Source organism: Streptomyces sp. NPDC107559, from assembly GCF_055657365.1.
Genome location: NZ_JBVKBD010000063.1, coordinates 1 through 1,424, shown reverse-complemented (window position 1 = coordinate 1,424; position 1,424 = coordinate 1). Strand labels below are relative to the sequence as shown.

The following is a 1,424-nucleotide window of genomic DNA, read 5'->3' as shown; positions in this document are numbered from 1 at the left end:
CCTAGTAGGGCTTGGTCAGATTCACTCGTGGTTGGAGTGTCTGCTGGTGGGTTGGTGTCGTTGGGATGGTGTGACACCTGAGGAGATGGCCGAAGTCCGTAAGGACTTGGAGGCGTTCGCGGCGGATCTGTTCGACGGGTTCTTCCGTGCGGATCAGCGGCGGTGGGGACAGGCGTACGTACGAGGATTGCTCCTGGACGGGCGGCGCAAGTCGGTGGAGCCAATGGCGGCCCGTCTCGGCGAGGACGGCAACCGGCAGGCGCTGGCGCACTTCATCACCTCCAGCCCCTGGGATCCGGCGCATGTGCGGGCCCGGCTGGCCTGGAGGATGCAGGACGTGGTCGGGCCGGAGGCGTTGATCATCGATGACACCGGCTTCCTGAAGGACGGGGATGCCTCGGCGTGTGTGTCCCGGCAGTACACCGGCACCGCGGGCAAGGTCACCAACTGCCAGGTCGGGGTGTCGCTCCACTTGGCATGTGATCACGCCTCGGCCGCGGTGAACTGGCGGCTGTTCCTGCCCGCGTCCTGGGATCCCGCCTCCGCGGAGGCCGATGCGGACAGGGTGGCCCGCCGCACCCGCTGCGGCATCCCTGCCGGGGTGGGCCACGTGGAGAAGTGGCAGCTCGCCCTGGACATGATCGACGAGACGCGGTCCTGGGGCGTCAGCATTCCCTTGGTCGTCGCGGACGCCGGATACGGTGACGCCGCCGCCTTCCGTGACGGCCTGGAGGAACGCAAGCTGTTCTACGCGGTCGGCATCTCCGGCCGTCACACCGCCCAGCCCGCCGACGTCCGTCCGGTCCAGCCCGTCTATGCGGGCACCGGCCGTCCACCCACAGCGCGCTACCCCGAGCCGGCCCGGACCTTGAAAGACCTGGTCGTCGCCGCCGGCCGGACGGCGGCCAGGCCGGTGGCCTGGCGGGAAGGCTCCCGTCCGGGCAGGGGCCGCAGCGGCTTCAAACGGATGTACTCGCGGTTCGTCGCCCTGCGGGTCCGTCCCGCCGGCCGCGGCGTCCGCAGGACCAGCGACACGGCAGAGCTGTCCGAGCGCTGGCTGCTGGCGGAGTGGCCCGCCAACGAAGCCGAACCTGTGCAGTTCTGGCTGTCGAACCTGCCTTCCGGGATGCCGCTGGCCACCCTGGTCCGGCTGGCGAAACTGCGCTGGCGCATCGAGCACGACTACCGCGAGATGAAGCAGGCCCTGGGCCTGGCCCACTTCGAAGGCCGCACCTGGAACGGCTGGCACCACCACGTCACCCTGGTCTCCGCCGCCCACGCCTTCTGCACCCTGCGACGACTGGCACACGACCCAAAAGAAGCAGCGCAGGCCTGAGTCTCTACCGGATCGTCCGCGAACTGCAGACACTCCTCGCCACCTGGACCGGCGCCTGCCCCACCTGCCACCGCAACATACCCACACC

At 69.5% G+C, this 1,424-nt stretch carries 1 protein-coding gene; it reads left to right on the top strand.

What is annotated here, in order from left to right:
- Window positions 1-85 precede the first annotated feature (85 nt).
- Complete coding sequence (locus ACZ7OY_RS44615) at window positions 86-1,336, top strand: IS701 family transposase (RefSeq protein ID WP_472251226.1); 1,251 nt, start codon at window positions 86-88, stop codon at window positions 1,334-1,336.
- The last annotated feature ends 88 nt before the right edge of the window (window positions 1,337-1,424 follow it).